We start from the raw sequence: 24,549 nt of genomic DNA, 5'->3' as shown, positions 1-24,549 counted from the left end.
GATACACCGCGGCGCATTGATCGCCAGCAAGCCGGCTCCTACGAAGGTTTTGCGTTAGTGGAAGAGAACCGCAGTTTTCTGCAGGGTCACCCACACACCCCACGCCAACGGAATCCCCACCACCAACCACGCAGCAATCGCCAACGGACGCGTGCCAGGCGCTGCTTTCCACTCCAGCGAAGTGCTGGCATCAGCGCCCTTGTCGTGGCCCAGCGCCTGTTCGGCAGCCAGTTCGGCGTCGGTCATGAAGTATTTGTCCGCCACCGGACGCACCAGCAGGTTGCACAGGAAACCCAGCACCAGCAGGCCCGCCAGGATGTACAGCGTGATGTCATACGCTGCGGCGCGTTCAACGCCGATGCTCAGCTGATATTCACGCAAGTAGTTCACCAACACCGGCCCCAACACGCCCGCCGCCGCCCACGCCGTCAGCAGACGACCGTGGATCGCACCGACCATTTGCGTACCGAACAGGTCCGCCAGATAAGCCGGAACCGTCGCAAAACCACCGCCGTACATCGACAGGATGATGCAGAACGCCGCCACGAACAGCGCAACGTTGCCCAAGTGACCGAGGTTCGGGATCAGCGCGTACAGGGCAAAACCCAACGCGAAGAACACGAAATAGGTATTTTTGCGGCCCAGGTAGTCCGAGAACGAGGCCCAGAAGAAGCGGCCACCAATGTTGAACAGGCTCAGCAAACCAGTGAAACCAGCCGCAATCGCCGCGATCGAGGCGAGTTGCCCTGCATCCAGCTGACCGAACGCCTGGTCAGTGCCCAGCAATTTACCGCCGAAGACTTCCTGCAACAGCGGCGAAGCCATGCCGAGGATGCCGATACCGGCCGAAACGTTCAGGCACAACACCAGCCACACCAGACGGAATTGCGGAGTTTTCCACGCTACGTTCACGTGCACGTGGCGGTGAGTGATCATCGCGTTCGAGGCTTTTTTCGCCGGAGCAGTCCAGCCTTCAGGCTTCCAGCCGGTTGGCGGGACACGGTAGGACAGTGCGCCACCGATCATGAACACGAAGTAGATCGCGGCCATCACCAGGAAGCTCTGCCATACGCCGACGCTGGTGGGCGAAGCGAAGTGGCCCATCAGGGCGGCGGCCAGTGGCGCACCGACCATCGCGCCACCGCCGAACCCCATGATCGCCATGCCGGTGGCCATGCCACGCTTGTCCGGGAACCACTTGATCAGGGTCGAGACCGGCGAGATGTACCCCAGGCCCAGGCCGATACCGCCAATGACCCCGGAGCCGATCCACATCAGCCAGATCTGGTGGGTATAAACCCCCAGCGCCGAAATCAGCAGGCCACCGCACCAGCACAAGGCCGAAACAACGCCAGCCTTGCGTGGCCCGGCGTGTTCCAGCCAGCCACCCCAGATCGCTGCCGAGCAGCCGAGGAAGATGAAGAACAGGGTGTAGATCCAGCCGAGCATCGAGATCGGCCAATCGCATTGCGACGAGAACACTTGCGAAATGAAGCTCATGTCCGGCGCGCAGGTCACTGCCTTGGTCACGCCCAAGGCCTTGGACAACGGCAACCAGAACACCGAAAAGCCATAGGCCATGCCGATGCAGAGGTGGATGGCCAGCGCGGCCGGTGGCACCAGCCAACGGTTGAAACCGGGCTTGGCGATGATGCGTTCCTTGGACAGGAACGCGGGCTGATCGGCTTTAAGGCCGTCCGCCGCGATACTCGTGGTCATTGTGTATCCCCCAATTATTAGTATGGTTCGCCAGCCACTCCTCACCCCCAGCCTTTATGCGCACGCATGACTGTTTTTTCAGGCTGAAGCTCCGCTTTGGTGCGACATCACGTCGCAGAAGGACGGACGAACCTGCAGAGGTTAGCATCTGTACGTGACAGAAAAGCCAAAGTGACATCACCTTTTGTACGTTATCCGATCTCCACACCTGTAGGCGCTGCCGAAGGCTGCGATCTTTTGTTCTTTGCATCTGGTTACAACAGATCAAAAGATCGCAGCCTTCGGCAGCTCCTACAGAGGGTCAACCGCGTATAACCTCTCAGAAGCGGTGATCGCTGACCGGTCGTCCGCTTCGGAGCGCTATACTCCCCGGCTAAATTTCGAATTCGACAAACTACAAGGACTCGCCCATGAAAGCGTTCGGCAAAATCCTGGGTCTGGTACTTCTCGGGCTGTTGCTGATCATTGTGGCGCTGGGCTTTGCCCTGACGCACCTCTTCGATCCCAACGACTACAAAGACGAGATTCGCCAGATTGCCCGCGACAAGGCCCACATCGAGCTGACGCTCAATGGCGACATCGGCTGGAGCCTGTTCCCCTGGCTCGGTCTGGAACTGCACGAAGCCAGTGTCGCGACCCTGGCCAAGCCCACCGAGCCGTTCGCTGACTTGCAGATGCTCGGTCTATCGGTACGTGTGATTCCGCTGCTGCGCCGTGAAGTACAGATGAGCGATGTGCGCGTCGAAGGCCTGAACCTGCGCCTGACCCGCGACAAGGACGGCCACGGCAACTGGCAAGACATCGGCAAAGTGCCGGCGCCTGCCACCCCGGCTACGCCCGCCACTCCCGGCGAGCCAGCACCGGAGACCACCGCCCAAGTGGAAAAACCAGCCCAGCCGATACGCCTGGACATCGACAGCCTGACCGTCAACAACGCCCGCGTTGAATACAGCGACGAGAAAACCGGCAAGCAGTTCAGCGCCGAGAGCATCCAGCTCAGCACTGGCCCGGTGCATGACTCCACCAATATTCCGGTCAAACTCACCGCGTTCCTCGGCACCAACCAGCCAGTCTTGCGGGTGCGTACCGAGCTCAGCGGCGAGCTGCGTTTCGAGCGCGCGTTGCAGCGTTACAAACTCGAAGACATGAAGCTCTCGGGTGAAGTCGCTGGCGATCCGCTGCAAGGCAAGACCATGACTTTCGCTGCCCAGGGCCAGTTGCTGCTGGATAAAGCAGCCAACGTCGCCGAATGGACCGGCATCAAGATTTCCGCCAACCAATTACGGGCATTGGGTGAACTGAAGGTCAACGACCTCGACAAGACCCCGCAAGTCAGCGGCGGCCTGTCGATTGCCCAGTTCGACCTGGCGAAATTCGTCGACAGCATTGGCCAGAAACTCCCGGCCATGGCCGAAGGCAGCCTGAGCAAAGTGGAACTGGTCAGCCGCCTCGCGGGGACGCCGACCAGCCTGGCGCTCGACAACATCAACCTGAAAGTCGACGACAGCACTTTCAGCGGCCGCATCGCCGTCGAGGATTTCGCCAAGCAATCGCTGCGGGCAACCCTCAAGGCTGACACCTTCAACGTCGACCGTTACCTGCCGCCAAAATCCGCCGAAGCCAACAGCGCGACACAAGTGCGCCAGGCTGAAGTCGCCAGCACCGAGGCCGATGCCATGGCCGGCGCCGGTAGCACACCGCTGCCGAACGCGCCGACCAAAACCGCGTGGAGCAACGAACGCCTATTGCCGGTGGAAAGACTGAGCAAACTCGACGTCGATGCCGACCTGACCTTCGGCCAGTTGACCCTCGAGAAATTGCCGATCCACAACGCCGCGCTCAAAGCCAACGGCCAGGGCGGCCTGCTGACGCTGGAGAACCTGCGCGGCGATTTGTACGACGGCAACTTCGAAGCCAAGGGCACCCTCGACGTGCGCCAGCAGGTGCCGGCGCTGAACATGCAGACAAATATCAGCAAAGTGCCGGTGGAAAAAATCCTCGAAAGCCAGGGTAAAAATCCGCCGGTCAAAGGTCTGGTCACGCTCAACAGCGCTCTCACCGGCAGTGGCAATAGCCAGCAAGCGCTGATCGACAGCCTCAACGGCACCGCCAGTTTCGTCATCAACAACGGCGTGCTACTCAATGCCAACCTCGAACAACAGTTGTGCAAAGGCATCGCCACCCTGAACCGCAAAACCCTCAGCGGCGAGCCTCGGGGCAAGGACACACCGTTCCAGGAACTCAAGGGCAACCTGACGTTCCGCAACGGCGTGGCCAGCAACCCTGACCTGAAAGTGGGCATCCCGGGCATGACCGTCAAGGGCGACGGCGATGTCGATCTGCGGGTGTTGGGCATGGATTACCGCGTCGGCGTTATCGTCGAAGGCGACAAGAGCGACATGCCGGATCCGGCCTGCCAGGTCGGCGAGAAGTTCGTCGGCATCGAGTGGCCGCTGCGCTGCCGTGGTCCGCTGGAACTGGGCGCCAAAGCTTGCCGTCTCGATAACGAGCGCATGGGTCAGGTCGCGAGCAAACTGGCTGGCGAGCGCATCAGCGAAAAAATCGACGAGAAGCTGGGCGACAAAGTCAGCCCGGAACTGAAAAACGCGCTCAAGGGGCTGTTCAAGCGATGAGAGCCGAGCAATTTTCAACGGCGGTGCTGGACTGGTACGACCACCACGGCCGCCACGATTTGCCCTGGCAACAAGGCATCACCCCGTATCGGGTGTGGGTCTCGGAAATCATGTTGCAACAGACCCAGGTCAGCACCGTGCTGAACTACTTCGACCGGTTCATGGCTTCGTTGCCGACGGTCGAAGCGCTGGCCGCCGCGCCGGAAGACGAAGTGCTGCACCTGTGGACCGGCCTCGGTTACTACACCCGCGCACGCAATTTGCAGAAGACCGCGAAGATCGTCGTCGCCGAGTACGGCGGTGAGTTTCCGCGAGATGTGGAAAAACTCGTTGAGCTGCCGGGCATCGGTTTGTCCACGGCCGGCGCCATCGCCAGCCTGAGCATGGGCCTGCGCGCGCCGATCCTCGATGGCAACGTTAAACGGGTGCTGGCGCGCTTTACCGCGCAAGAGGGTTACCCGGGCGAGCCGAAGGTCGCCAAACAGCTGTGGGCGAACGCTGAGCGCTTTACGCCACATGATCGGGTCAACGCCTACACCCAGGCGATGATGGATCTGGGCGCCACGCTCTGCACCCGCAGCAAACCGAGCTGCCTGCTCTGCCCGCTGGAAAAAGGCTGCGAAGCGCACATGCTCGGTCTGGAAACGCGATACCCGATCCCCAAACCGCGCAAAACGGTGCCACAGAAGCGCACGCTGATGCCGATGCTCGCCAATGGCGAAGGCGCGATTCTGCTTTACCGTCGCCCTTCCACGGGCTTGTGGGGCGGTCTCTGGAGCCTGCCGGAACTCGACGACCTCGACGACCTGCAACATCTGGCGTCGCAGCACTCACTGGAGCTTGGCACTCAACAAGCGCTGCCGAGCCTGGTGCACACCTTCAGTCATTTTCAATTGTCTATCGAACCCTGGCTGGTTCAGGTCCAGGAGGCCGGCCATCACGTGGCCGAGGCCGACTGGCTCTGGTATAACCTCGCCACCCCGCCGCGCCTGGGCCTTGCCGCCCCGGTCAAAACCTTGCTCGAACGCGCGGCCGCCGTATTGAACGCAGGAGAGTCGTCATGACCCGCACCATCATGTGCCGCAAGTACAAAGAAGAACTGCCCGCCCTGGAACGCGCTCCATTCCCGGGCGCAAAAGGCCAGGACATTTTTGACCACGTCTCGGCCAAGGCCTGGGCCGACTGGCAGAAACACCAGACCCTGCTGATCAACGAAAAACGCCTGAACATGATGAACGCCGAAGACCGCAAATATCTGCAAGGCGAGATGGACAAGTTCTTTTCCGGCGAGGAATACGCCAAGGCCGATGGCTACGTTCCGCCCGCCGAATAATCGAGCTTTTCGCGGGGTCGGAACGTAAGCGACGGTAATAATTAAAATTTTTTTGAAAACTTTCTTGACGACCCCCTGAAAAACCAGTTTAATGCGCCCCGTTGCCCAGATAGCTCAGTCGGTAGAGCAGGGGATTGAAAATCCCCGTGTCGGCGGTTCGATTCCGTCTCTGGGCACCAAATACCGAAAACCCTGAATCGCAAGATTCAGGGTTTTTTTATGCCTGTGATTTGGTGAGGCGCGATTGCAGTCACCTTCGAAGCGCCAGACGAAGCTTCAATTCCCCACCTCCTGTCGCCACGCTAGCAAGCGGCTGTAACGCTTTTTAAGCCGAGTCTCGATGCCCCCTTCTTGGCCGTCTCTCGAGTCTGTGGGAACGCTCCGTATGCTTTAACGGAAACGGACGACATACGCTGAACATCGGCTTGGGCAGAATCGGAGGAGGAGCTGCCGCGTAACCGCAAGCAGATGCACAACAGGGATGTCGACCATGACTGACGCCAAACAAGACGTCGAAACCGCTGAGCTTTTCGCTGAACAAGAAATCAGAATTTTCAACTTTGATGTTCGGCAGTCGACATGGCTTCACACGTTCGCTGAAGAACTGGCCGCCATCGGCGGGCCACAAGCACCAGGCGCCAGGTCCAAAGCCTCTCTGGCAGTCACCGAATTAAAGTGCTCGTTTTCGAAAGACCAACGCGAACTGCTGGCGGCCTACTCCGATGGCCTTGTTTGCGTGTTGATCTTTGAAGGGCTGCAAAAAATCACCGACGCCAGCCCTCCAAAAGAACTACCAGGCCTGACATCCCTGGAAAATCGATACGACGTTCTTTGCCTGGCCGCTCGCAATCAAATCCTGTTGGCGCTGGTGGATAACAGTGCTTTTGCCTATGACATGGACAACGAAGGAAAACTGGTTCGATTGGTGGCCAACTTCAAGGGTGGCGGACTCATCAAAATCAATGCCGAGTCGGGTATAAAAGAACTGAGCTCGCATTCCGGCCTCGCGCTTGGCCCGCACACCGAGGCGCCTTACTGGTGCGCCGTGAACGCGAAAGACGGGCACTCGCCCTCTCCGTCGTCTCTCATACTTTCCGCCCTGTGGAACCCAGGCCTGGAACCTACGCGGGTCATTCCACTGCCTCCCATACTGGACAAGGTTGGTATCACCAACTGCCTCGCGCTGACCACGGGTAACTTCCAGTTCACTCGTAGCGACTCCTTTGTCAGTGGCAAAGGGGAAGGTGGTCGCAACGTTTCGATTCTGGAGTTCGACGACAACGTCGGGTTCGCCGCCCGCTTCAACTCTTATCGCTTTTCGGTCAATGACGACGCCTCGACTTTTGTCAAAACGGCTTACGACGCCCTTTGCCAAGGTGTAAACGAAGCAATTCCGGCTGAATACACGTTGACCCAGGAATCGGCCATGGCCATCAACAACATCCGGACGCTGCACTGCCGCGATGTCATCAAAGACAACAGACGGGTCCTGGTTCGCCTTTTCGGCCTTTCCAAATTCTCTTCCCCTATCGTTATTTCAGAGGACCCGTTACTGCTGCAGGGCTGATTTTCCAAGGGCTCAGGGGGTTGAACGAGCAGTCATGCGGATGACTGGCCAATAATTAAAAGAGGGAATGTAATGTCTTGGGACGTAATTGGCATGCTGGCACTCGTCGCGTTTTGCGCCGGTTTTTTTGATGCGATTGCCGGGGGTGGTGGCTTGATTACCTTGCCTGCATTGTTTCTGGCAGGTGTAGATCCGATCAGTGCAATTGCAACGAACAAGTTCCAGGCTGCTTCGGCAACAATTTCGGCCACTGCAACCTTTGCTCGCAAGGGAATGATCGAGTGGCGAGAGGGCCGCTTCCTGGTTATCTGCGGATTTATGGGTGGTGCCAGTGGCGCCTTGTTGGTCAGCTCTATTGATAAGCGCTATCTGGAAGTTTGCGTGCCAATCATGCTGATTCTGGTGGCCATCTATTTTGCGCTCTCTCCAAAACTGGCCAATGAGGATCGACGCAAGCGAATCGGCATCCTGCTTTTTTCGTTTACCGTTGCGCCGATCCTGGGTTTTTACGACGGTATATTTGGCCCTGGTGTGGGTTCTTTTTTTATCGTCGCGTTTGTGCTGCTCTGCGGCCTGGGCATGATGCGGGCGATGAGCTTTACCAAACTTGCCAATGCCTCATGCAACCTGGGCTCTCTGGCGGTCTTCATTACCAAGGGTGTGATTATCTGGCCGATTGCCATAGCCATGGCGTTGGCGGCCTTCATTGGCGCTCAATTGGGCGCACGAGCCGCTGTTCGGGTCGGGCCCCGGTTGATTAAACCCATGTTGATCGTGGTCTGCTGCGCCTTGGCCATCAAGCTGCTGAGCGTAGAAACCAATCCTTTGCGTGTTGCGGTCGTCAATGGATTGGCTTCGTTTTGATCAGCGGTGGGCGCTCATTCGCGACGCGACGTGTGGGTAGCTATTCATCACCATTCCAGTGAAAAACCAGATTACGAGCGGTATCGTTTCCGACGTCCGTTGTGTCATGCCGCGCCTCTCCATTGCGGGTCGCGACAACGGTGTACTTGCCGGGAGGCAGTTGAACGTAGACCAGCGGGCCCGCCTGGCTCAACGTCAGCACGGGCTGCCCTTGGGCTTTCTGAATGACCACATCGACATCGGGAATGTATTTGTTTTCCACTCCGACGGAGAAGGTCATGTGCAGGTTGTACCCCGTGGTCTGCTGGATGGCCTTCGCCTCATCCTCGCCGATACCACCGGACAGGTAAGTAATCCCGTTTTGCTCTTGTCGCTGAACTTGCACGCCTGAGTTGTCGACCGGATCAAGGCTGGCCGCCTGCAACATGACGGGGAACATCAACAGACCGACAGCAGCCAGAGGCAGCAATAATGCGTGGACGTGTTTCATGATGGGCACTCCCGGGTTCCGCAGAACCCAATCGTTACTCCTTTTAGATTTCTCGCTGAGCGCCCGTGTTTTAGATTGATTAGTACTTGAGTCCACTGCGAATTGGACTACGCACTGTATTCCTCAAATCTGCGCAGCCGTCGGCGTGCTCCTGCAAACCTGTCCGGTATTTCCTGCCGATTTACCAGAGGTGCCCTGCATCTTCATCCAGCGCTCTTTTGCCATCCTCTTTCGCTGTGCCTCCAACTGCGGAAGACTTCATGAGCATCGTCAAACCCGATAACACCCCAGATCCACAACTGGCCTCACTGCTTGGCAATCTGGGCGAGCTGATCCGCCAGGCACGCTTGAAAGTGCTGCGAGCGGTCGATACCGCTCAGGTGCAAACCTGCTGGCAGATCGGGCGGCATATTGTCGAGTTTGAGCAGGAAGGTGCCCGGCGGGCGGTTTACGGGAAGCAGTTGCTGGCTACGTTGGCGAAGGTGCTGACAACAGAATTCGGCAAGGGGTTTGACGAGACCAACCTGCGGAAAATGCGCCTGTTTTATCAGGCGTTTCCAATTCGAGACGCATTGCGTCTCGAATTGAGCTGGACCCACTATCGCAGACTACTCCGAGTGGATAGTGACACTGCACGCAAATGGTACATGGACGAAGCCGCCAACCAAAACTGGTCAAGCCGCGCCCTGGAGCGCCAGATCAACACCCTCTACTACGAGCGCCTGCTATTGAGTCGAGACAAGTCTGCCGTCATGCAGGAAGCGACTACGAACATCCAAGCAATCAACGACAGTCCCAGGGAGTTCATCCGAGACCCCGTGATGCTGGAATTTCTCGGTCTACCCAGCACAGGAATCGTTCTGGAAACCGAACTTGAACAAGCCCTCATCGAACAGCTACAGGGTTTCCTGCTTGAGCTGGGCAAAGGTTTCGCGTTCATCGCCCGCCAGCAACGCATCAGTACCGAAGGCAGGGATTTCTACATTGATCTGGTGTTCTACAACTACCTGCTCAAATGCTTTGTCATCTTCGATCTCAAGCGCGGTGAACTGACCCATCAGGATGTCGGGCAGATGGACATGTATGTACGCATGTACGACGACCTCAAGCGCAGCGACGAAGACGGGCCGACCGTCGGCATCATCCTTTGCGCGCAAAAAAACGAGTCGGTAGTGCGCTACTCGGTGTTGCAGGGCAACGAACAACTGTTCGCCAGCAAGTACAAGCTGGTGCTACCGAGCGAAGAGGAACTGCGCGCAGAGCTGGATCGCGAACGAGCGGCACTTGAAGAGCGGCTGCTCGATCAGATCCCCCTGTAAACACGGATGGATTGTCCGTAAGCCGCGCGAAGACTATTGTTGGCAGCTACCCGCAAAGGTCAAAAAGCCATGAATTTGCAGGACATGCCTTCACTGGCGCCCACTCAAATCGAGTTACCGCTGCCACCATCCACTGCCGGTGAACCGTTCAAGGAACCTGCCGCAGACGGCTACCTCCTGGGCGGCTTCCGCTGGCGGCATGAGCATCAGGACACCACCCGCCCGGTCGTGATCATCAACGCCGCCACCTCAGTCCGCTGCCGCCACTACTCACGTTTCGCTGATTACCTGTTCGCCAATGGCTTCGACGTCATCACCTATGACTACCGCGGCATCGGCGAATCGCGACGCGATTCCCTGAAAGGGCTTCAGGCTTCATGGACCGACTGGGGCGCACTGGACTTTGAAGCGATGCTCAAGCGCGCTCAACGCGACTTCCCCGGCCAGCCCATCGATGTCGTCGGCCACAGCTTTGGAGGCTGTGCAGCGGGCCTGGGAGCGTCCGGACACTTGATTCGGCATCTGGTGACGGTCGGCGCGCAATTCGCTTACTGGCGCGACTATGCGCCCGCCCACCGCTGGCGGATGTTTGGCAAGTGGCACCTGGTGATGCCCTTGGTGACGATGCTGTGCGGATATTTCCCCGGAAAACGCCTCGGCTGGCTGGAAGACACACCCGCCGGCGTGGTCCGCGACTGGAGTACACCGACGTCTCGTTACGAGCAGCGTCCAAGCGGTCGCGCGTTAACAGGCGGCTTACCCTTCGCCAACGTCACCGCGAAAACCCTGGCCATCAGCATCAGCGACGACCCTTACGGCACGATTCCGGCTATCGAACGCCTGCTCGGCTACTTCACCAGCAGTCAGAACAGCCACCTGCGAATTGCCCCGGAAGACATCGGCGAAGAAGAAGTCGGACATTTCGCCTTTTTTCGTAGCCCATACCAAGCCACACTATGGCCCATTGCATTGTCCTGGCTGCAAACCGGCGAACTGGCCCCCGACACTCCTGGGCGGCTAGTGCCACGCAGTTGATCGACCTGCCCCTCTCAACGAAATACGGAACGACGCCCATGGCCTCCGCCAACAAACAGCAAAAACGCGCCACCCGCGCCAAAGCCAAGGCCAAGCAGAACCGCACTCAACGCGCCGCCGCGCCGGTCGAGCTGGACCCGAACGACGATCGCATCGACTTTGAATCGGTGGACCTGACTGAACTGTTCAAAGAAATGATCGACGCGCAAAAGATCAGCCAACAAGCCATGTGCACGGCCTTTCTCGAACACCCACTGCTCGCGCTGGTGCTGGAGCAGGAGGGCGAAGAAACGGCGACAGACTTCATCCTCGCGGCGCTGATCGAATACCGTCAATGGTCCGCCGAGGTCGACGAAGCCGCCGCCCTGGCGTGGATCGAATCGCCGGCCTTCCAGGCTGATTATGTGGCGGCGTCCGACTCCATCGCAGCCCAACCCCAACAGAAACCGAACTGAGTTCCCATGGCCTCCCTGAACAAGCAACAGAAACGCGCCAAACGCGCCAAGATCAAAGCCAAGCAAATCAATATCCACGGCAGAAAACCCGCCGCGCTGGACGATGATCTGGGCGACATCGGCGAGCCGATCCCGGAATACACCCTGGCGATGTTCAGCAAAATGCGTGATGCCGAAGCCATCGGCCGCAATGACATGTTGCTGACTTTGTTGTCGAATCTCGCCGAGATCATCAGCGACCATCCAGAATTGCTGGACATGGAAAACGCCGACAACGAAGCCATGGCTGCCACTCACCTGGCCGCCGACATGCTGATCGACTACCGCATGTGGGCCGACGGCATGGACCGCGACACCGCTCAGGCGTGGTTGACCGATCCGCAGTTCATCACTGACTTCGGCAATGCGCTGGACAGCTATCGCCAGTCGCTGGACGCGCAGGAAGAAAAGACCGAGTAAACACCGGTCAAGCCATAACGCGACCTCTGTAGCAGCTGGCGAAGCCTGCGTTCGGCTGCGCAGCAGTCGTGAAGTCAGATCATGCGGTCCCTCAGCATGACCTCGCGCGCAGGTTTTGCGACCGCTGCGCAGCCGAACGCAGGCTGCGCCAGCAGCTACAAGGTTTGCGCTGCTGCATCTCTCGCCTCTTCAGAAACAAAAACGGCCGCTTGTCATCACTGACAGCGGCCGTTTTGCGTCACGCGGTACGAATCAGTTCAGCACTACCGCGCCAACCTTCTCCAGCTTGCGACGGCGAGCCACGAACAAACCGGCAGCCACCACCAGCAAACTCAGGAAACCGGTCGCGAGGATCTCCACGCGGTGGGCTTCCTGGAACAGCATGATGGTCAGTGCGCCAACGATGAACACGATCACTGCGTAGGTCAGGGTTGGGAACAGCCACATGCTGAAGGCGATTTTTTCACCGCGAGCCATACGCTGTTTGCGCATACGCAGTTGCGAAATCGCGATCACCAGGTACACCAGCAGCGCGATAGCGCCGGAGCTGGCCAGCAGGAATTCGAACACGGCAGCCGGGGCCACGTAGTTGGCGAATACCGCAAGGAACGCAGCGCCGGTCGACAGAATCACGGCCCAGTAAGGGGTGCCGCTCTTGTTGGTGCGCTGGGAAACGGCCGGTGCATCACCGCGCTTGCCCAGGGAGAACATCATGCGCGACGCGGTGTAGAGCGCCGAGTTCAGGCAACTGGTCACAGCAACGAGTACCACGATGTCGACGATCAGCTTGGCATTTGGGATGCCCATGCGCTCAAGCACGGTCTGGTAGGAACCGACGCTCGCCAGGATAGGATCGTTCCATGGCACCAGGGCCACAACGATGAAGATCGATACGAGGTAGAACAAGCCGATCCGCCAGATCACCGAGTTGGTGGCCTTGGAGATTTGCTGGCCAGGGTTCTTCGATTCCGCGGCCGCGATGGTCACGATCTCGGTGCCCATAAAGGAAAACATGGTGGTCAGAATTGCGCCCAGTACCGCGCCCATGCCGTTTGGCAGGAAGCCTTGGGTATCAAACAGGTGCGAAACGCCACTGACCTGGCTGGTTGGCAAGAAGCCGAAGATCGCCAGAATGCCGAGGCCGATGAAACCAATGATCGCCACGACTTTGACCAGGGCGAACCAGAATTCGAACTCACCGTAATTCTTCACACTGAACAGGTTGGTCACCGTCAGCAGCAAAGTAATGATCAATGTGAAGGCCCAGATCGCCACATTCGGGAACCAGGCATGCAGGATAGTCGCTGCGGCGTTGGCTTCCAGCGGGATGACCAGCACCCAGAACCACCAGTACAACCAGCCGATGGTGAAACCGGCCCAGTGACCGATCGCGCGATCGGCGTACGTCGAGAAGGAGCCTGTGTCTGGCGACGCGACGGCCATTTCGCCGAGCATGCGCATGACCAGCACCACCAGAGCACCGGCGGCAGCGTAGGCCAACAGCACGGCCGGGCCTGCTGCAGCGATGGCGTGGCCCGAGCCGACGAACAGGCCGGCGCCGATAACCCCGGCAATCGACAGCATGGTCACATGACGCGGTTTGAGCCCCTGTTCGAGGCCATTGGAGCTTTGGGTACTGCTCATTGAAACTACCTTTGTAAGGAAAAGCGATGACGTCCACCCGGCCTGGTGTTCCTTCTCGTAAAAAGAAACCAACGGGGCGTTCCGGATTCTGCACGCAATAATTGCGCCAAAATGTTACAAAACCCTCTGTCTCGGGGCTCTCCTCCTGACCGGGCAGTCATCGCAAGTCATTGAGATTAATGGCAATTCGCCAGAACGTTACCCAGCGACCCACTTTTAGAACGAAATAGCGCACCAGAAACACACCCAAAAAATGCCAGACGCACAATAAAAGTGCGGATCAGGAACGTTTGGCCGGTTAGCGCTTCCAACACCCCGCCAAAGCTGGCAACATCGCGCCCTTTTTTGGAACAGCCCCGCGCTTTTTATCGGCAGGCCGGGTTCAAACGGCTGTTCGGTTGATAGCAGCGCGACAGTCTGCTGTACCGATGCGACAACCTGCCACACGCCACCCGTTTACCGCCCGTAGCGCTGTTGGCTGCCATTCAGACGCTATGCTAGCTTGGCCGCCTCGCCAGGAAGGCCAACCAACAGCAGGAGCGAAACACTATGAGGAACGCACATGGCTGAGGCCACGCCCGCGCTTGAAATCCGCAACTTGCACAAACGCTACGGTTCGCTTGAGGTGCTCAAAGGCATCTCGCTGACCGCCCGCGACGGCGATGTGATCTCGATCCTGGGTTCCTCCGGTTCCGGCAAGTCCACGTTCCTGCGTTGCATCAACCTGCTGGAAAACCCGCACCAGGGGCAAATCCTGGTGGCCGGCGAAGAACTCAAACTCAAAGCCGCGAAGAACGGCGAACTGGTCGCTGCCGACGGCAAACAGATCAATCGCCTGCGCAGCGAGATTGGTTTTGTGTTTCAAAACTTTAATCTGTGGCCGCACATGAGCGTGCTCGACAACATCATCGAAGCCCCACGTCGCGTGCTCGGCCAGAGCAAGGCCGAAGCCATCGAAGTCGCCGAAGCCTTGCTGGCCAAGGTCGGCATCGCCGACAAGCGCCACGCCTACCCCGCGCAACTCTCCGGTGGTCAGCAACAACGCGCGGCCATCGCCCGCACGTTGGCGATGCAGCCCAAGGTGATTCTGTTCGACGAGCCCACCTCCGCCCTTGACCCGGAAATGGTCCAGGAAGTACTTAATGTCATCCGCGCATTGGCCGAAGAAGGCCGCACCATGCTGCTGGTCACCCATGAAATGGGTTTCGCCCGTCAGGTCTCCAGCGAAGTGGTGTTCCTCCACCAGGGCCTGGTAGAAGAGCAAGGATCGCCACAGCAGGTGTTCGAAAACCCGCTTTCGGCGCGCTGCAAACAATTCATGTCCAGCAACCGCTAACGGAGCTACCCGCATGCAGAACTACAAAAAAATCTTCCTGGCTGCCGCCGTCACCCTGGCGTTCAGCGCCGGTGCCGCCGCCGAGACCTTGAAGATGGGCATCGAAGCGGCCTACCCGCCGTTCAACAACAAAGATGCCAGTGGCAATGTCGTCGGCTTCGACAAAGAAATCGGCGACGCCCTGTGCGCCAAGATGAAAGTCGAATGCACCGTGGTCACGTCCGACTGGGACGGCATCATCCCGGCCCTGAACGCCAAGAAATTCGACTTCCTGATCTCCTCGATGTCGATCACCGACGAGCGTAAGCAAGCGGTGGACTTCACCGACCCGTACTACTCCAACAAGCTGCAATTCATCGCCAAGAAAGACGTCGACTTCAAAACCGACAAGGCCGCGCTGCAAGGCAAAGTAATCGGCGCCCAACGCGCGACCCTGGCCGGCACCTGGATGGAAGACAACATGGAAGGCGTTGAAGTCAAACTCTACGACACCCAGGAAAACGCCTACCTCGACCTCACTTCCGGTCGACTGGACGGCATCCTGGCGGACAAGTACGTCAACTACGAGTGGCTGAAAAGCGACGCCGGCCGTCCTTATGAGTTCAAAGGTGATCCGGTGGAAGAAAGCGACAAGATCGGTATCGCTGTGCGTAAAGGCGACCCGATCCGCGCGAAGCTGAACCTCGCCCTGAAAGAAATCGTCGAAGACGGCACCTACAAGAAGATCAACGACAAGTATTTCCCGTTCAGCATCTATTGATCCTGACCTGCCGGACCGGCGCCGCTTTCTAACGGCGCCAGTCCCTGGCATTGCCTGCCGCGATTTGAAAAGAAATCCATGACTATCGATCTCTACGGATTCGGCCCGGCGCTCGCCGCTGGCGCGCTGATGACTGTGAAACTGGCACTCTCGGCCTTGTGCCTGGGGCTGGTGCTCGGTCTGCTCGGCGCCTTGGCCAAGACTTCCCCGTACAAGCCACTGCAATGGCTTGGCGGCACTTACTCGACACTGGTTCGTGGCATCCCGGAATTGCTCTGGGTGCTGTTGATCTACTTCGGCACGGTCAACCTGATGCGTGCCCTGGGCGAATTCTTCGGCAACCCCGACCTTGAATTGAATGCCTTTGCCGCTGGCGTGATTGCGCTGGGTCTGTGCTTTGGCGCCTACGCCACGGAAGTCTTTCGTGGCGCGATCCTGGCGATTCCCAAAGGTCACCGTGAAGCGGGCGTGGCACTGGGTCTGTCGAAATTTCGCATCTTCACCCGCCTGATCATGCCGCAGATGTGGCGTATCGCCCTGCCGGGCCTGGGCAACCTGTTCATGATCCTGATGAAAGACACCGCGCTGGTGTCGGTCATTGGCCTGGAAGAAATCATGCGTCACGCGCAAATCGGCGTAACCGTGTCCAAACAACCGTTCACCTTCTATATGGTGGCCGCGTTCATGTACCTGGGCCTGACGATTCTGGCCATGACCGGCATGCACTTTATGGAAAAACGCGCCGCTCGCGGCTTCGCGAGGAGCACCCAATGAACTGGGAAGTCATCATCAAATGGCTGCCGAAACTGGCCCAAGGCGCGACGCTGACCCTGGAGCTGGTGGCCATTGCCGTGATTGCCGGGTTGCTACTGGCGATTCCGCTGGGCATCGCTCGCTCATCGCGGCTCTGGTACGTGCGGGCAATTCCCTACGGCTACATCTTCTTTTTCCGCGGCACGCCGTTGCTGGTTCAGCTGTTTTTGGTCTACTACGGCCTGGCGCAGTTCGATGCGATCCGTAACAGCTCGATGTGGCCGTACCTGCGCGATCCGTTCTGGTGCGCTACTGCCACCATGACCTTGCACACGGCGGCCTACATCGCCGAAATCCTGCGCGGCGCGATCCAGGCTATTCCGCCGGGCGAGATTGAAGCGGCGCGAGCCTTGGGCATGTCCCGGGCCAAAGCGCTGGTCTATATCATCCTGCCCCGAGCTGCGCGCATCGGCTTGCCGGCCTACAGCAACGAAGTGATCCTGATGCTCAAGGCCAGCGCGCTGGCCAGCACCGTGACCCTGCTGGAACTGACCGGCATGGCCCGCACCATCATTGCCCGCACCTACCTGCCGGTGGAGATCTTCTTCGCCGCTGGCATGTTCTACTTGCTGATGGCTTACGTGCTGGTTCGCGGCTTCAAGCTGCTGGAGCGCTGGCTGCGCGTCGATGCCTGCCAAGGGCGTTGATTCCCACGTGTTGACGGGCGAGGCCCTACTCGCTCGTTTCACGGCGCTGGATGCTTTTCTGACAACGCATCAGGCGTTGTGGAAGCCTCGACCGTTTACTCATCTGCAGCTTCCTTGGGAAGCGTCCTACCCGGAATTGGCGCTTTGGCTACGCGGGCGCTCATTGGAAGCGGCGGAGCACGCACACAACCACCCAGCTCTTTTGGAAGCGCCGGAGCCGTTTGCTTCATTGGCGGCGTTATCTCTTGAGCTGAGTGCCGTGGGCGAATTGCCGGCCCACGCGCTTGAAGCGGCCGGGCATCGATTGAATGTCGATGTGCCGGGGCGCAAGTGGCAGCAGATTGAAGCCTTTGCCAGTCGGCTGGAGTTTTCTGAGGCGCCGAAGCACTGGCTGGATTGGTGTTCAGGCAAAGGTCACCTGGGGCGGCGCCTACTGCAGGCCGGTCAACAGCTGACCTGCCTGGAATACGACCCGGCGCTGGTTACCAGTGGCCAGGCGCTCAGCCAGCGCCATCATCTGCATGCGCTGCACGTCGAGCAAGATGTACTCGCTGTCGGTGCCGCTGCCTTATTGAACGCTAACCACACGCCGGTCGCGCTGCATGCCTGCGGTGACCTGCATGTGCGGCTGATCCAGCTCGCCAGTGCAGCAGGCTGCAAACAGTTGGCCATCGCGCCTTGCTGTTACAACCGGATCAGTCTTACCGAGTATCAGCCGATTTCCTCTTCGGCCAAGCGCTCCAACCTACACCTGTCCCTCGACGACCTCGCGCTACCGATGAGCGAAACCGTCACCGCGGGCGCCCGCGTCCGACGCCAACGCGACACCTCCATGGCCCGCCGCCTGGCGTTCGACCTGCTGCAACGGCAACTGCGCGGCGTTGACGAATACCTGCCCACCCCGTCCCTGCCCGCTGTCTGGCTGGACAAATCCTTCGCCGATTACTGCCACCATTTGGCCGCACTTAAAGAGTTATCCACAATTGGCGCCCAAGACTGGGCAGCAGTCGAAGCCGCCGGTTGGCAACGATTGGCGGAGGTGCGCAATCTTGAGCTGCTACGGGGACTTTTCCGACGCCCGCTGGAGCTTTGGCTGGTCCTTGATTCGGCACTTTTCCTTTACGAAAACGGCTACGCCATTCGCCTCGGAACCTTCTGCGAAACCCCGCTCACACCGCGCAATTTTCTTCTGTTGGCAGAACGTTCTTAAACAGCCGCATCCTGTGGATAACTCTGTTGATGAAATTTTCATGGATCCAATATCCATGCCTGTTTCGGGCCTGAAACACTACTGTTCAATTTTCGTACACATGCAGAAAAAACCCGAAAAACAGTCATTTGCGAGTAAATGAGAACGGATCCACATTTTCGATCTTAAAGGCGTGTGCCGGACCGGCCGTTGTGCATAAGCATTCAATCAAAAGGACATAACTGCCTAAACCGGGACGGTAGCAGCGGAAAATACGCCTCGTATTCAGCACAAAGGCCAGCCGCTACAATCGGCCGCTTCCAAGCGTCGTTTGATTCATCCGGAGGGCCACGTTTTGAATCTCGACACCTTGCTATTGCATTGGCAGTCAGAAATCTCGAACAAGAACAAACGTGGCAGCCGCATAGGACTCATCAGCAACATTCTCAAGCGAACCCGGAAAAACAACACACTCCGGTACTTGTTCATGTTCCGACTGGCTCAGTACCTGTATTCCGGAAACGCTTTTGCGCGTAGCTATGCCAAGCGTATGGAGCAAAAACTCAATCTCAAATATGGCGTCGACATCAGCATCGACGCCCAAATAGGGCCTGGCTTCCGCATAGGCCACCTCCCCGGTGTGGTCATCACGGGGAGCGTCAGAATCGGCCGGAATTTCTTCATCCGTCAAAACACGACGATCGGCATCAAGACCCTGGGGCTGGACAACTACGACCTGGTCATCGGTGACAACGTCAGCGTGGGCGCCAACAGCTGCATCATCGCCGACACCCTGTCCATCGGGGACAACGTCACGATCGGGGCCATGTCGTTCGTCAACAAAGACATCCCCGAGGGTGCGACCTTTTACAACGCACGATGACCGCAACACCCGCAAAAAAACCGCAGCAGACGCTTGTGCAAAAATAGTCTGAATTCAGGGGTTTACAGAACCAATCCAATCGCTATAATCGTCGCCCAACACGCCGGTATAGCTCAGTTGGTAGAGCAACTGACTTGTAATCAGTAGGTCCCGGGTTCGACTCCTGGTGCCGGCACCATACAAAACGAAGCCCTCGTAGAAATACGAGGGCTTTGTTGTTTTCGGGTTTGAGTTTCTATACGCCGAGCATGTCGATCAATCGAACTCCGTCGCCCCCGAAAGATGCTCCCAAGCATCAATCTCCGCCTGAAGGCCCGCGATCTTTTCGCGCACCAGCCTCACCGCATCCTTACCCAGCAACAGATGAACCGGTGGCTTCTCAGCAGCGACCAACGCCAACAATGCCAGCGCCGCTTTGTGCGGATCGCCAGCCTGCTTGCCACTCTTCTCTTCACGCGCCTTGCGGACCGGATCGAACACCGAATCGTAGTCATTCAAGCTGCGATCCGACCGAATCATCGAGCGACCTGCCCATTCGGTACGAAACGAGCCCGGTGCCACGGCCGTCACGTGAATACCCAGGCTTTCCACTTCTTTAGCCAGCGCTTCACTCACACCTTCGAGGGCGAATTTACTGCCGCTGTAGTAGGCGATGCCCGGCAAGGTGATGAAGCCGGCCATGGAGGTGATGTTGATGATGTGCCCGCTGCGCCGTTCGCGCATGCCGGGCAGAACCGCCTTGATCATGGCCACTGCGCCAAACACGTTAACGTCGAACTGGCGCTGCATCTCCGTCAGCGGTGACTCTTCGAGAATGCCTTCATGGCCATAACCGGCGTTGTTCACTAACACGTCGATCCGGCCCACCTCGTGCAGGATACCGGCCACCAGCGGTTCGATCACCGGGTAATCGGTGACGTCGAGCACGAACGCTTTGGCGCGATCGGCGTCCAGCGCTTCGAACGCGGCTCGCTCGGATTCGCGTCGCACCGTGCCCACCACCGTGTGCCCCGCCGCCAATGCTGCTTGCGAAAAAGCCAGGCCGAAGCCTGAACTGACCCCGGTAATCAGGAAAACCTTGTGAACGTCGATGGTCATGGTGCGCTCTCCAAATGAAAACGCCGTCGACAGGGGTCGACGGCGCTGTGGACAGATCAAGTCAGGTCTTAGTGACCGGCGCTCTGACCACCATCGACGTGCAGGATTTCGCCAGTAACGAAGTTGGCGTTGTCCAGATACACGACCGCTTGCGCAATGTCGCTGATCTCGCCCATGTGCCCGACCGGGTGCAGGTTCCCCAATGCTTCATGGGTTTCTTCGCCGTGCATCGGCGTCTTGATGATGCCAGGGGACACCGCGTTTACGCGGATGCCGCGCTTGGCGTATTCGATGGCCAGGGATTTGGTCGCGGCGTTCAGGCCACCTTTGGTCAGCGAGGCCAGTACCGATGGCACGCCATCGATAGCGTGGTCCACCAGGCTGGTGGTGATGTTGACGACGTGGCCGCTGCCTTGTTTTTCCATCTCGGCGATGGCGAGTTGGGTGATGTAGAAGAAGCCATTCAGGTTGACCGACAGCACGGCGGCGTAGTCTTCCTGGGTGTAAGCGGTGAACGGTTTGGCGACGAAGATCCCGGCGTTGTTGACCAGGGAATCGATGCGGCCGAAACGGGCGATGGTTTCACGGATCACTTGTTGGGCGACCGCCGGGTCGCCGATGTCGCCGGCCACGGTGAGGATGTCCGGGTCGGTGGACGGTTTGATCGAACGCGAAGTGGCGACAACTTTGTAATCCAGGTCACGGAAAGCCTTGACCATGCCTGCGCCGAGACCTTGGGATGCGCCGGTGATAACGATGACTTTTTTCGAATTGCTCATGATGAACCTCTACTAATAAATGATGGTTTAAAAAAGTAAGTAATCAGGCTTCAGCGGGGGCCGTCGCCATTTGTCTCAACATCTGTTCGTAGTACTCGACCGACTGCGAACCGGACACCAGGTGACGACCGTTCAGGACCATGGCCGGCACCGAGTTGATGCCGCGCTGGTGGTAAAACGCTTCAAGCTCACGTACTTCCTTGGCAAACGCTCCGGACGCCAAGACCTCTTTCGCAGCCGCCGCATCTAGTCCTGCTTGAGCGGCCAAACGAACCAGCGTCTCGCGATCACTCGGGTTCTGGCCTTCGCTGAAGTAAGCCCGCAGCAGAATCTTCTTCAGCTCGACTTGCCGACCTTCCTGCAACGCCCACAACAACAGCCGGTGAGCATCAAAGGTGTTGTAGAAGTGCGTGCGCTTCTCCAGATCGAACTTGAAGCCGATGGCCGCACCACGTTCGATCTGCATGGCTTTGCCGGCAGCGACGTCCTCGGCAGTCCGTCCATACTTGCGCATCAAATGCTCGACCGCTTTTTCGCCGACTGCCGGCATGTCCGGGTTCAACTCGAAGGGCTTGTAGGTCAGCTCCACCGACACTTCACCAGCTACGTTCGCAATCGCTTGCTCCAGCGCCGTCGCGCCCAACGCGCACCACGGGCACACCACATCGGAGACAAAATCGATGGTGACGGTGGAAGTCATGACTTCCCCTCCGCCTCAGCCAGTTGCTTGCGGTACTGGGTGGTGGTGATGCCGGCGTAGCCCCAGTTATCGGTGTCGACTTCTTCGATCACGATGTGGGTCAGGTGCGGATCCTTTTTGAGGACGCGTTCCAGTGTTTCAGTGATTTCGGCGATCACCTGAGCTTTCTGCTCAGAGGTAACGCCATCGCGGGTAATGCGTACGCTTACGAAAGGCATGAGGAATCTCCAGTGACCTTCCCTTCGGAATGAATGGGTCGGCGTTGGAGTTCAATGTAGGGAGTTAGGTGGAGGGGATAAAGGTGGGGGCGGGAACATCATTAGTTACGTTGTGTAATGAGTGCTTGGCGGCAGGCAAAACAAACGCTGTTTCAACTCAACGTCGACGCGAGCTGAACGGTCGGGTTGACATATAAGTCATTGGTGACAGAGAATCGGCCCAAGAGCGCGAAACCGACTGCCTTCAGGTGGCAATAGTTGGCGTTAGGAACCCCGTTGATGACCTGAGTATCAACGTTCGGGTGAGACCTCTTCTCCCCCGCTTGAGGGAGCACAATATCAAGCAACCTTTTCAAGAAAGCAGCCTAGTCAAGGCTGCTTTTTTTGTTTTGGTCCCAGGCAACGTTGATAGACCAACTCGCCATGTCGGTGCTTGTTCAGTGCCTTTTTCTCACAATTCATGAAATTCCAAAGCAAGTTTCCATGGTCAACATGGATGACTACTAGCATCTGGTATTTCGTGTTGTACAACCCAATGAATGCCAGACGATGGGAACCGTCGCTGTAGGAAACTCGCCAGATTTCCAAGGGATTGCGGAGCGTGTCCACAGCGAAATCGGTAAAGCGTTCTCGGGCGTTTGGACGTTTTTCTACGATGTGGAAAAGATGGTGGCGCCAAATGGTGATCGGTACGTATGGCGTTTCAATCAGCACGGCGTCAATTCCTTGCTGCAATCCAAAACCCAGCGCGACCTGCTCGACGGCGGAGTGGAAATCGGCTGCACCTGGTAGCTCCCGCAATGCGGGAGTCGAAAGCGTTACAGAAATATCCCGCAGATCAGGCAAGCCAAGATCCTTCCAGTTTTCTTGATCCGGAGCCTCCTTTACCTTTGGCACACACATCGGAAAATCTCTTTCGGCATCAACCGCTATTTCAGCCAGTTGAAGCGTCATGAGAAATCAGGTGGATCCCCTTTTCCCCTCGGAGATTTCCGACAATCTTGCAGATCATCGCCACTGCAAAAGGGGGCAGATTTACTTTTGACCGGCACAAAAAACAATTGCATCAACAACGGCCAATCGTCTAACCTGCATTTATCGTAAATTTTAGATAATTTCTGCAAAAGGTGAATGCTCATGGCCATTCAATTCTTCGATAGCCCATTCCATGTCACGCATGACGAAGAAGTCGCCAGCAAAATGGCACTGAAAATGGAGCTATCAATCTTCATCACTGACTGCATCAAAAAGCTGGGGCTAACACAAAACGAAGCCGCTACCAGGTTAAACGTGACCCAATCACGCGTCTCAGAGCTCGCTACCGGCAAGATCGAGAAATTTACGATCGATGCAATGATGGACATGCTGGATAGACTCGGCTTCCGTACCACGTTTACGTTGCCGTCCGACGATGACGGCGCGTTGCCGCAGATTGTCATTTCACAAGCACGTGCCTGCTAGACGTTGAAACCCATCTTTCGAAGTTCTCTTTTCAGCTCCTTCAACCGATCTTCCGCAACCACCATTGCGTGACGATCGGTTCGATTCGTCGTTTTGACGAACGAGTGAAGAACGAAAATGGTATCCGCATACTTCGCAATGTAGATGCATCGGTATGCCGGGCTGCCATTGATGATCAACTCAGTAGCGCCCGCCCCCACAGAGCTCAGCTGCTTGATCGCCAGCTCGGGATCCCCGCTGTACTGCACACGCATCAGGTCTTTCCCGAACTCATCCTGTACCCAGCCCGGCAAGTCCCTGTACTCACGTGTTGCGGCTTCACTTACAAAAGCAAACTTCTTCAAATGATGGATTCCTACCAGAAACAGTCGATGCCCTCCGAACGCCTCAGTAGACGATTGATGGGCTGCTGTTTGGTAGTTATCGCTGGCTTCTTCTGCGGTAGGACTCAGACTCTTTTGATGTAGTCCGTTTTGTTACGCGTCGCAGTTTTTCAATTTATGCGACACGCTTTGGGAACGTGTCGCTGACGACGACATAGGCGGTACAGAGTGCTCCTGCGTTAACACCCTATCCTCAGCAATAGGAAGAGCTTGGCTCTCATTCATTTCGCGTACAGATTCCAGCAAGTCCTTTTGAAACTGATCTATTTCAAAGTCCATTCCTGATGCCTCCTTCAGCAAGTCGGCAAGGCTATCAGCACGCCGTCTTCAAATTATGAAAATTATGGATAGCCAATAATTATTGGCTAGCCATAAAAACCCCTAAAACTCTCGTGGTCACAGCAAGCACTTTGCCACAGTTGCGGATCGCCCTTCCTCACGCTACGCTGCCTACATCGCTGCAAAATCAGCGACCGGGTTTGGCGACCCGACCTAAACAATAGGCGCACAGGCGCCACCATGACGATTGCTGGCGTTTTTTTTCGCTCGTGTTTTTTATGGCGGCTGTGCGCGGGAGACCTTCGGGTCTGCCGGGTTCCTATTGTCCCGGTTCGCCAACCTGCGCATAGCTGCCACCCATAATCGTTTGGCGACGGTTCGTGGCAGTTCCTCAACGATAGGAGCTAGACCATGTACAAGATTGATCCGTCCAAAATCTGTGTTAGCAAGCTCGTTGCTTCAGCACCGGGCATTCGTCGAAGGCC

Annotated in this window: 25 protein-coding genes and 2 tRNA genes; 18 read left to right on the top strand and 9 right to left on the bottom strand. The window is 57.6% G+C overall.

Features of this window, described 5'->3' with window-relative positions:
- Positions 1-54 precede the first annotated feature (54 nt).
- Positions 55-1,719 carry an OFA family MFS transporter gene (locus AEQ67_RS24680; protein WP_059406406.1) on the bottom strand — a complete coding sequence of 555 codons (1,665 nt, stop codon included), beginning with the start codon at positions 1,717-1,719 and terminating at the stop codon, positions 55-57.
- A gap of 410 nt (positions 1,720-2,129) precedes the next feature.
- On the opposite strand from AEQ67_RS24680, the gene AEQ67_RS24675 reads away from it, so the two are divergent.
- From AEQ67_RS24675 to AEQ67_RS24650, 6 genes are all read left to right on the top strand, one after another.
- Complete coding sequence (locus AEQ67_RS24675) at positions 2,130-4,352, top strand: AsmA family protein (protein ID WP_059406405.1); 2,223 nt, start codon at positions 2,130-2,132, stop codon at positions 4,350-4,352.
- On the top strand, positions 4,349-5,416 hold the full coding sequence (gene mutY / locus AEQ67_RS24670) for an A/G-specific adenine glycosylase (protein WP_059406404.1): 1,068 nt from the start codon (positions 4,349-4,351) through the stop codon (positions 5,414-5,416). The genes AEQ67_RS24675 and mutY overlap by 4 nt, the downstream gene beginning before the upstream one ends.
- The gene (locus tag AEQ67_RS24665; protein WP_008149405.1) at positions 5,413-5,685 is read left to right on the top strand and encodes an oxidative damage protection protein; all 273 of its coding nucleotides are present in this window, start codon (positions 5,413-5,415) and stop codon (positions 5,683-5,685) included. Before mutY ends, AEQ67_RS24665 begins: the two co-directional genes overlap by 4 nt.
- Positions 5,686-5,788: 103 nt before the next feature.
- Positions 5,789-5,864 (top strand) — tRNA-Phe (locus AEQ67_RS24660).
- A gap of 311 nt (positions 5,865-6,175) precedes the next feature.
- Positions 6,176-7,252 carry a hypothetical protein gene (locus AEQ67_RS24655; protein ID WP_059406471.1) on the top strand — a complete coding sequence of 359 codons (1,077 nt, stop codon included), beginning with the start codon at positions 6,176-6,178 and terminating at the stop codon, positions 7,250-7,252.
- Between the two features lie 72 nt (positions 7,253-7,324).
- Positions 7,325-8,116 carry a TSUP family transporter gene (locus AEQ67_RS24650; protein WP_059406403.1) on the top strand — a complete coding sequence of 264 codons (792 nt, stop codon included), beginning with the start codon at positions 7,325-7,327 and terminating at the stop codon, positions 8,114-8,116.
- 40 nt (positions 8,117-8,156) lie between these two features.
- On the opposite strand, the gene AEQ67_RS24645 is transcribed toward AEQ67_RS24650, so the two are convergent.
- Positions 8,157-8,606, bottom strand: coding sequence for a hypothetical protein (locus AEQ67_RS24645; RefSeq protein WP_059406402.1), 450 nt, complete (start codon positions 8,604-8,606; stop codon positions 8,157-8,159).
- Between the two features lie 260 nt (positions 8,607-8,866).
- Here AEQ67_RS24645 and AEQ67_RS24640 point away from each other — a divergent pair, with 260 nt between their 5' ends.
- From AEQ67_RS24640 to AEQ67_RS24625, 4 genes are all read left to right on the top strand, one after another.
- On the top strand, positions 8,867-9,925 hold the full coding sequence (locus AEQ67_RS24640) for a PDDEXK nuclease domain-containing protein (protein WP_059406401.1): 1,059 nt from the start codon (positions 8,867-8,869) through the stop codon (positions 9,923-9,925).
- A gap of 69 nt (positions 9,926-9,994) precedes the next feature.
- Complete coding sequence (locus tag AEQ67_RS24635) at positions 9,995-10,960, top strand: alpha/beta hydrolase family protein (RefSeq protein WP_059406400.1); 966 nt, start codon at positions 9,995-9,997, stop codon at positions 10,958-10,960.
- A gap of 38 nt (positions 10,961-10,998) precedes the next feature.
- The gene (locus AEQ67_RS24630) at positions 10,999-11,415 is read left to right on the top strand and encodes a hypothetical protein (RefSeq protein WP_059406399.1); all 417 of its coding nucleotides are present in this window, start codon (positions 10,999-11,001) and stop codon (positions 11,413-11,415) included.
- A 6-nt stretch (positions 11,416-11,421) separates the two neighbouring features.
- Positions 11,422-11,874, top strand: coding sequence for a hypothetical protein (locus AEQ67_RS24625; RefSeq protein WP_059406398.1), 453 nt, complete (start codon positions 11,422-11,424; stop codon positions 11,872-11,874).
- A 252-nt stretch (positions 11,875-12,126) separates the two neighbouring features.
- On the opposite strand, the gene gabP is transcribed toward AEQ67_RS24625, so the two are convergent.
- The gene (gabP, locus tag AEQ67_RS24620; protein WP_059406397.1) at positions 12,127-13,518 is read right to left on the bottom strand and encodes a GABA permease; all 1,392 of its coding nucleotides are present in this window, start codon (positions 13,516-13,518) and stop codon (positions 12,127-12,129) included.
- Between the two features lie 562 nt (positions 13,519-14,080).
- On the opposite strand from gabP, the gene AEQ67_RS24615 reads away from it, so the two are divergent.
- The 7 genes from AEQ67_RS24615 to AEQ67_RS24585 all read left to right on the top strand — a co-directional run bounded on the left by AEQ67_RS24615 (position 14,081) and on the right by AEQ67_RS24585 (position 19,324).
- On the top strand, positions 14,081-14,854 hold the full coding sequence (locus AEQ67_RS24615; RefSeq protein WP_007972784.1) for an ABC transporter ATP-binding protein: 774 nt from the start codon (positions 14,081-14,083) through the stop codon (positions 14,852-14,854).
- A 13-nt stretch (positions 14,855-14,867) separates the two neighbouring features.
- Positions 14,868-15,614, top strand: a complete 747-nt coding sequence (locus AEQ67_RS24610; protein ID WP_059406396.1) for an ABC transporter substrate-binding protein — start codon at positions 14,868-14,870, stop codon at positions 15,612-15,614.
- A gap of 78 nt (positions 15,615-15,692) precedes the next feature.
- Positions 15,693-16,388 carry an ABC transporter permease gene (locus AEQ67_RS24605; protein WP_059406395.1) on the top strand — a complete coding sequence of 232 codons (696 nt, stop codon included), beginning with the start codon at positions 15,693-15,695 and terminating at the stop codon, positions 16,386-16,388.
- Positions 16,385-17,074: an ABC transporter permease gene (locus AEQ67_RS24600; RefSeq protein WP_059406394.1), complete on the top strand. Its 690-nt coding sequence runs from the start codon at positions 16,385-16,387 to the stop codon at positions 17,072-17,074. Before AEQ67_RS24605 ends, AEQ67_RS24600 begins: the two co-directional genes overlap by 4 nt.
- Complete coding sequence (locus AEQ67_RS24595) at positions 17,055-18,284, top strand: methyltransferase (protein ID WP_059406393.1); 1,230 nt, start codon at positions 17,055-17,057, stop codon at positions 18,282-18,284. Before AEQ67_RS24600 ends, AEQ67_RS24595 begins: the two co-directional genes overlap by 20 nt.
- Positions 18,285-18,618: 334 nt before the next feature.
- Positions 18,619-19,146 (top strand): serine acetyltransferase, encoded by a 528-nt coding sequence (locus tag AEQ67_RS24590; RefSeq protein WP_059406392.1) that lies wholly within the window; start codon positions 18,619-18,621, stop codon positions 19,144-19,146.
- Between the two features lie 102 nt (positions 19,147-19,248).
- A tRNA-Thr gene (locus AEQ67_RS24585) sits at positions 19,249-19,324 on the top strand.
- Between the two features lie 77 nt (positions 19,325-19,401).
- On the opposite strand, the gene AEQ67_RS24580 is transcribed toward AEQ67_RS24585, so the two are convergent.
- From AEQ67_RS24580 to AEQ67_RS35525, 5 genes are all read right to left on the bottom strand, one after another.
- Positions 19,402-20,244 carry an oxidoreductase gene (locus AEQ67_RS24580; RefSeq protein WP_059406391.1) on the bottom strand — a complete coding sequence of 281 codons (843 nt, stop codon included), beginning with the start codon at positions 20,242-20,244 and terminating at the stop codon, positions 19,402-19,404.
- A 68-nt stretch (positions 20,245-20,312) separates the two neighbouring features.
- Positions 20,313-21,023 carry an SDR family NAD(P)-dependent oxidoreductase gene (locus AEQ67_RS24575; protein WP_059406390.1) on the bottom strand — a complete coding sequence of 237 codons (711 nt, stop codon included), beginning with the start codon at positions 21,021-21,023 and terminating at the stop codon, positions 20,313-20,315.
- Positions 21,024-21,066: 43 nt separating this feature from the next.
- Complete coding sequence (locus AEQ67_RS24570) at positions 21,067-21,723, bottom strand: DsbA family oxidoreductase (RefSeq protein ID WP_059406389.1); 657 nt, start codon at positions 21,721-21,723, stop codon at positions 21,067-21,069.
- Entirely contained in the window at positions 21,720-21,941 is a 222-nt protein-coding gene (locus AEQ67_RS24565; RefSeq protein WP_059406388.1) for a tautomerase family protein, read from the bottom strand. Before AEQ67_RS24565 ends, AEQ67_RS24570 begins: the two co-directional genes overlap by 4 nt.
- A 369-nt stretch (positions 21,942-22,310) precedes the next feature.
- Positions 22,311-22,895, bottom strand: a complete 585-nt coding sequence (locus AEQ67_RS35525) for a PBECR2 nuclease fold domain-containing protein (RefSeq protein ID WP_236710400.1) — start codon at positions 22,893-22,895, stop codon at positions 22,311-22,313.
- Positions 22,896-23,078: 183 nt separating this feature from the next.
- Between AEQ67_RS35525 and AEQ67_RS24555 the strand changes: the two genes are divergently transcribed.
- Positions 23,079-23,402 carry a helix-turn-helix domain-containing protein gene (locus AEQ67_RS24555; protein WP_059406387.1) on the top strand — a complete coding sequence of 108 codons (324 nt, stop codon included), beginning with the start codon at positions 23,079-23,081 and terminating at the stop codon, positions 23,400-23,402.
- Here AEQ67_RS24555 and AEQ67_RS24550 read toward each other — a convergent pair.
- Positions 23,399-23,746: a type II toxin-antitoxin system RelE/ParE family toxin gene (locus tag AEQ67_RS24550; protein ID WP_059406386.1), complete on the bottom strand. Its 348-nt coding sequence runs from the start codon at positions 23,744-23,746 to the stop codon at positions 23,399-23,401. The two genes, AEQ67_RS24555 and AEQ67_RS24550, sit on opposite strands and share 4 nt — an antisense overlap.
- Between the last annotated feature and the right edge of the window lie 803 nt (positions 23,747-24,549).

Source organism: Pseudomonas sp. RIT-PI-q, assembly GCF_001297125.1.
Classification (GTDB): Bacteria; Pseudomonadota; Gammaproteobacteria; order Pseudomonadales; family Pseudomonadaceae; genus Aquipseudomonas.
Note: the sequence above shows the minus strand (reverse complement) of the source record. Positions and strands in the feature narration are given on the sequence as shown.

What these genes read in the sequence shown, in the direction of transcription:
- AEQ67_RS24640 (WP_059406401.1), top strand. Translation starts at nt 8,867, where the DNA reads ATGAGCATCGTCAAACCCGATAACACCCCAGATCCACAACTGGCCTCA.
- AEQ67_RS24650 (WP_059406403.1), top strand. Translation starts at nt 7,325, where the DNA reads ATGTCTTGGGACGTAATTGGCATGCTGGCACTCGTCGCGTTTTGCGCC.
- gabP (WP_059406397.1), bottom strand. Translation starts at nt 13,518, where the DNA reads ATGAGCAGTACCCAAAGCTCCAATGGCCTCGAACAGGGGCTCAAACCG.
- AEQ67_RS35525 (WP_236710400.1), bottom strand. Translation starts at nt 22,895, where the DNA reads ATGACGCTTCAACTGGCTGAAATAGCGGTTGATGCCGAAAGAGATTTT.
- AEQ67_RS24675 (WP_059406405.1), top strand. Translation starts at nt 2,130, where the DNA reads ATGAAAGCGTTCGGCAAAATCCTGGGTCTGGTACTTCTCGGGCTGTTG.
- AEQ67_RS24615 (WP_007972784.1), top strand. Translation starts at nt 14,081, where the DNA reads ATGGCTGAGGCCACGCCCGCGCTTGAAATCCGCAACTTGCACAAACGC.
- AEQ67_RS24680 (WP_059406406.1), bottom strand. Translation starts at nt 1,719, where the DNA reads ATGACCACGAGTATCGCGGCGGACGGCCTTAAAGCCGATCAGCCCGCG.
- AEQ67_RS24580 (WP_059406391.1), bottom strand. Translation starts at nt 20,244, where the DNA reads ATGACCATCGACGTTCACAAGGTTTTCCTGATTACCGGGGTCAGTTCA.
- AEQ67_RS24575 (WP_059406390.1), bottom strand. Translation starts at nt 21,023, where the DNA reads ATGAGCAATTCGAAAAAAGTCATCGTTATCACCGGCGCATCCCAAGGT.
- AEQ67_RS24665 (WP_008149405.1), top strand. Translation starts at nt 5,413, where the DNA reads ATGACCCGCACCATCATGTGCCGCAAGTACAAAGAAGAACTGCCCGCC.
- AEQ67_RS24595 (WP_059406393.1), top strand. Translation starts at nt 17,055, where the DNA reads ATGCCTGCCAAGGGCGTTGATTCCCACGTGTTGACGGGCGAGGCCCTA.
- AEQ67_RS24655 (WP_059406471.1), top strand. Translation starts at nt 6,176, where the DNA reads ATGACTGACGCCAAACAAGACGTCGAAACCGCTGAGCTTTTCGCTGAA.
- AEQ67_RS24625 (WP_059406398.1), top strand. Translation starts at nt 11,422, where the DNA reads ATGGCCTCCCTGAACAAGCAACAGAAACGCGCCAAACGCGCCAAGATC.
- AEQ67_RS24630 (WP_059406399.1), top strand. Translation starts at nt 10,999, where the DNA reads ATGGCCTCCGCCAACAAACAGCAAAAACGCGCCACCCGCGCCAAAGCC.
- AEQ67_RS24570 (WP_059406389.1), bottom strand. Translation starts at nt 21,723, where the DNA reads ATGACTTCCACCGTCACCATCGATTTTGTCTCCGATGTGGTGTGCCCG.
- AEQ67_RS24635 (WP_059406400.1), top strand. Translation starts at nt 9,995, where the DNA reads ATGAATTTGCAGGACATGCCTTCACTGGCGCCCACTCAAATCGAGTTA.
- AEQ67_RS24565 (WP_059406388.1), bottom strand. Translation starts at nt 21,941, where the DNA reads ATGCCTTTCGTAAGCGTACGCATTACCCGCGATGGCGTTACCTCTGAG.
- AEQ67_RS24645 (WP_059406402.1), bottom strand. Translation starts at nt 8,606, where the DNA reads ATGAAACACGTCCACGCATTATTGCTGCCTCTGGCTGCTGTCGGTCTG.
- mutY (WP_059406404.1), top strand. Translation starts at nt 4,349, where the DNA reads ATGAGAGCCGAGCAATTTTCAACGGCGGTGCTGGACTGGTACGACCAC.
- AEQ67_RS24600 (WP_059406394.1), top strand. Translation starts at nt 16,385, where the DNA reads ATGAACTGGGAAGTCATCATCAAATGGCTGCCGAAACTGGCCCAAGGC.
- AEQ67_RS24610 (WP_059406396.1), top strand. Translation starts at nt 14,868, where the DNA reads ATGCAGAACTACAAAAAAATCTTCCTGGCTGCCGCCGTCACCCTGGCG.
- AEQ67_RS24605 (WP_059406395.1), top strand. Translation starts at nt 15,693, where the DNA reads ATGACTATCGATCTCTACGGATTCGGCCCGGCGCTCGCCGCTGGCGCG.
- AEQ67_RS24555 (WP_059406387.1), top strand. Translation starts at nt 23,079, where the DNA reads ATGGCCATTCAATTCTTCGATAGCCCATTCCATGTCACGCATGACGAA.